3 protein-coding genes are annotated in these 4370 nt (G+C 58.2%); all 3 read right to left on the bottom strand.

From position 1 onward, the window contains the following. Positions 1 to 99 precede the first annotated feature (99 nt). A complete protein-coding gene (locus PMI21_RS02540) occupies positions 100 to 762 on the bottom strand; it encodes a class I SAM-dependent methyltransferase (protein ID WP_007941559.1) in 663 nt (220 codons plus the stop codon). A 73-nt stretch (positions 763 to 835) separates the two neighbouring features. After that, positions 836 to 2485, bottom strand: a complete 1650-nt coding sequence (locus PMI21_RS02545; RefSeq protein WP_007941558.1) for a phosphoethanolamine transferase — start codon at positions 2483 to 2485, stop codon at positions 836 to 838. A 166-nt stretch (positions 2486 to 2651) separates the two neighbouring features. Then, positions 2652 to 4034 carry a glutamine synthetase family protein gene (locus tag PMI21_RS02550; protein WP_007941557.1) on the bottom strand — a complete coding sequence of 461 codons (1383 nt, stop codon included), beginning with the start codon at positions 4032 to 4034 and terminating at the stop codon, positions 2652 to 2654. Positions 4035 to 4370: the final 336 nt, after the last annotated feature.

The following is a 4370-nucleotide window of genomic DNA, read 5'->3' as shown; positions in this document are numbered from 1 at the left end:
TGCTCGAAGCTTATTTGGAATGACCAAACCACGCTTCTCGCGCCTTGCCCTGCACAACAGCAGACCCGGCGCGGTGGGGAAACTAATTGAGAACGCCCCCTAGCTGTCCTTACGCAACACGTAGACCCGCATCCGCGTGCAACCCGGTACCAGATCCTGATGACTGAGCAAGCAGAAACCCGCTTGCCTGAACTCGGCCTCAAGCTCAGCCTTGCTGGCCTGTGGCTGGTCCTGTACGCCCTCCACGTCCGAACGCCCGAGCTTGAAATGCCCATCAACCCTCACTGCCACAATCACCGTATCGCGACTGACCCGGTGGAACTCGCGCAACATGGCCAATCGATGCTCGGGACAGGCGATGCGTTGAAACAGTTGCAGGCAAAAAATGCAGTCAACCGCATTCGCCGACAAGCCGATGGTGAAGGCTGAACTCTGAAAGGTCTTGATCCGTTTCAGCAGGTTCTGCGGATGATGGGTGCTGGCGTGATCGAGCATGTCCTGAGACGGATCGGTCGCGAGAATCACCCGGTTCGCATGCTCGGCCAGCACCGGCCAGAAACGACCGACCCCGCAGGCCACATCAAGAATCAAACCCGGCTCGCCAGCGACCTGAAGCGCGTTACGCACCAATTGCTCTTCGCGCCAGAACGTCAAACGCCCCGCCAGGCCACGCGGTCGCGGCTGATGGCAGACGCGGGCGTGTTCCTGATCGTAGCGCCGGGCGAACTCAAGCTCGAAGGCGGATGGGGGCTGCGCGGACATGTGTAATGGCTCTTGTTGGATGTTCCAGGCGCCGCAGATTAGCGGTCGTTACGTGAAAAAAAGGTCGAGTCGCTCATTTTTTGGCCAGCACACCGTCGCCCATTGCGCCGCGGCATCCGGCGAACATATCCAGACCCGGGTTGTAGACCGTGCTGTTGACCTGCAGCAGACCTAGCATCGAATGGAACAGGTTGTCCTGGCTCAAGGGCTTTTCACGACTCTGTTGCAGGCAATGGGTGTCCACCGAGAACGACTTTTGATAGCTGTCGGAGAACCACGCCAGCATCGCGACATGTTTCTGTTGTTCCGGTGCGAGCATGTAAGGCGTGCCATGCAGGAACAGGTTGTATTCGCCCAGCGACTCGCCGTGGTCCGACAGATACAGCATCGCGGTATCGACTTTGCCCTGGTTGCTGCGCAACAGATCGATCAGGGTCGACAGCACGTGGTCGGTATAAACCAGCGTATTGTCGTAGCCATTGACGATGCTTTCGCGGCTGCAATTGTTCAGTGCATTGCTTTCACACACGGGCGTGAAGTGTTCGTACTCTTTCGGGTAGCGCTTGAAGTATTCCGGACCGTGACTGCCCATTTGGTGCAGCACCAGCACGGTGTCTTTATCCAGGGTGTCGATGAAGTGCTGCAAACCTTGCAGGAGAATTTCATCGCGGCACTCACTGTTGGCGCACAGCACCGGGTCTTTCAGGTCACTCACGTCATCGACAATGACCCGATCGCAGGTGCCTTTGCAGCCTGACTGGTTATCGCGCCAGATCACCTCGAGACCGGCATGCTTGAGCACGTCCAGCAGACCTTCCTGATTCTTCGCCTTGCTGGCGTCGTAATCCTTGCGGCCCATGTTGGAGAACATGCAGGGCACCGACACAGCCGTTTCCGTGCCGCACGAATGCACATCGGTGAAGGCAATCAGGCCGGCTTCCTTATTCAGTTTCGGCGTGGTGTCGCGGTCATAACCCAGGATGCCGAAGTTCTCGGCCCGGGCACTTTCGCCCACCACCAGTACCGTCAGGGATTTACGGTCGTGGGTCTGCCAGGCCGGGGTTTTCCGGGCATCTTCACCCAGTTTGGCGAAAGGTTGCCGTGCAGACACCACTTGCTCACGCAGATAACCGAACGAGGCACCGATGTAGTTGCTCGGCACCACCATCAGGCGCAATTCATGGTGATTGCGAAACAACGACGACAGGCCTTGATAGTTGACCAATGCGACGCCGCCGATCACCGTAGCCGAGGCGACACAAACCAGCACTTTACTTAATAACTCACGGTGCCAGCGACGGTAATTAACCGGGATTTTCCACAATAACCACGATGGCAAGACGCCGAGCAGCACGATATAAACAAACAGTTTTAGCGAGAGTAAATCGCGTACTTCCGTGGCATTGGTTTCGGCGAAGTTACGCAACATACCGGCGTCGATCAGCACGCCATATTGGCTCATGAAGTACGCCACACCGGCACTGATCAGAAAGATCAGCGTCAACACGGGTTTCATCACGCGCCGGAATGCCAGCAAAGTCAGCACAATGTTGAAGGCTGCCAGGATCATCACCCCGAACGCGACACGCATGACGATGCCTTGACCGTCTGCAGCGGTGATATCGAAGAGGTGTTGCCAGAGAACTAAATTGAACCCTGCCAATAGAAAAGCACTGGAAACCAACGTCACCCACTCGGGGCGCACGGCTTTGAACTTCAACATGTGATCGGCTGTTCCTGAAAAGAAGTGCCCGCGGCAAATGTGAAAATTTCATTGACCGAGACGCCACAAATCTTAAGCAGTCAACCATCAATATTTCGTGAAAAAGAAGCCAACGAATAGTTGGCTTATGGCATTTGGCCAAAACTTTCAACCGTGGAGGCCCGTTTCAGGCCTGATGCAGATACCAGCGCCAGTCCTGCTCACCGACTTCGCCCATGAATTGCCGGTATTCGGCTCGTTTTACTGCCAGATAGACGCCAAGAAACTCACTGCCGAATGCTTCCCGGGCCCAATTCGAACCTTCCAGCGCTCGCAACGTGGTCAACCAGTCGGTCGGCAACAATTGCGCGGCCTGGGCGTAACCGTTGCCCTCCACCGGCGCCCCAGGGTCAAGTTGCTCGCGGATGCCGCGATGAATACCGGCCAGGATCGCTGCAGCTGCCAGATACGGGTTGGCGTCGGCACCACAAATGCGGTGCTCGATATGCCGGGAGAATGCCGGCCCGCCGGGCACTCGCAAACTCACGGTACGGTTGTCCACGCCCCAGGTGGCCGCCAGGGGTGCGTAGCTGTTGGTCTGGAAACGACGGTACGAGTTGGCGTTCGGACAGAACAGCAGCAACGCATCGAGCAATGTGGTGAGCATCCCGCCGACCGCGTGTTTGAGCAGCGGCGTGCCGGCCGGGGCGTCACTGGCGAACAGGTTATTGCCCTCCTTATCCGCCAGGCTGACGTGCATGTGCATGCCAGTGCCGGCCAGGTCATCGAACGGCTTGGCCATGAAGCAAGCCGTCATCCCGTGCTTGTGCGCCACGCCCTTGACCAGCCGTTTGTAGCGCACAGCTTCATCCATCGCCTGCAAAGCGTCGGTGCGGTGTTCGAGAGTGATTTCCACCTGCCCCGGCGCGTATTCGGAAATCGCCGTGCGCGCCGGAATGCCCTGGAGCTTGCAGGCACTGTAGAGGTCGGCCAGAAACGGCTCGATCTGTTCCAGTTCACGCAAGCCGTAGACTTGAGTCCCACGGGGCCGCCCGCCATCGACATCCCGCGCCGGCTGCGGCCGACCGTTGCTGTCGCGCTGCTGATCCAGCAGATAGAACTCCAGCTCCGCCGCCATCACCGGGTAATAACCGTCGGCCTGCAAGCCTTCGATGACTTTAGCCAGCAGGTGCCGTGGATCGGCGATAGTCGCAGGCATGCCCTCTTGTGGATGCATGCTGACCTGCACCGCCGCGGTGGGAATCAATCGCCACGGCATGCGCTGCAAACTGCCGCTGACAGGGTAAGCGCGACAATCGATATCACCGACGTCCCAGACCAGCCCGGAATTTTCCACGTCATCGCCATGGATGGTCAGGCCCAGAATGGTACTCGGCAGCGGGCGTCCGCTTTCATACACCGCCAGCAGCTCATCGCGATGCAGCAACTTGCCCCGTGGCACACCGTTGTTGTCGAGGATGAACAGTTCGAACATCTCGATATCCGGATTGTGTTCCAGGAAGGTCAGGGCTTGTTCTTTCGTGGCGAAGGATGTCGTGGCACAACTCATGGGAATTCTCGTCTATCCGCGTCAGGCAAACGCACAGGCGCCGCCGGTTTGATCCCGGCGCACAGCGCGGGACCTGTCAGAACAATCAGCGGGAGATGCAGGAATCCGGCGGGCGCGCGTGACGGCAGTGCCACAGCGCCCAGAAGGCCAGTTCGGAAGGGAGTGCGACTGGACAACCGTCCATAGAGAAGACCGCCGTAAACAGATGAGCAGCAGCGTCACACGGGCGGTTAAGCCGTTAAATCGGGATTTGAAGAACCTTGGGTGTGGATTGGCTAAACAATTGACTATTCGCGACGGCCTGTAGCAGCTGCCGAGCCTGCGAGGCTGCGTTCG

This window comes from Pseudomonas sp. GM18 (assembly GCF_000282195.1).
Taxonomy (GTDB): Bacteria; Pseudomonadota; Gammaproteobacteria; order Pseudomonadales; family Pseudomonadaceae; genus Aquipseudomonas.
Note: the sequence above shows the minus strand (reverse complement) of the source record. Positions and strands in the feature narration are given on the sequence as shown.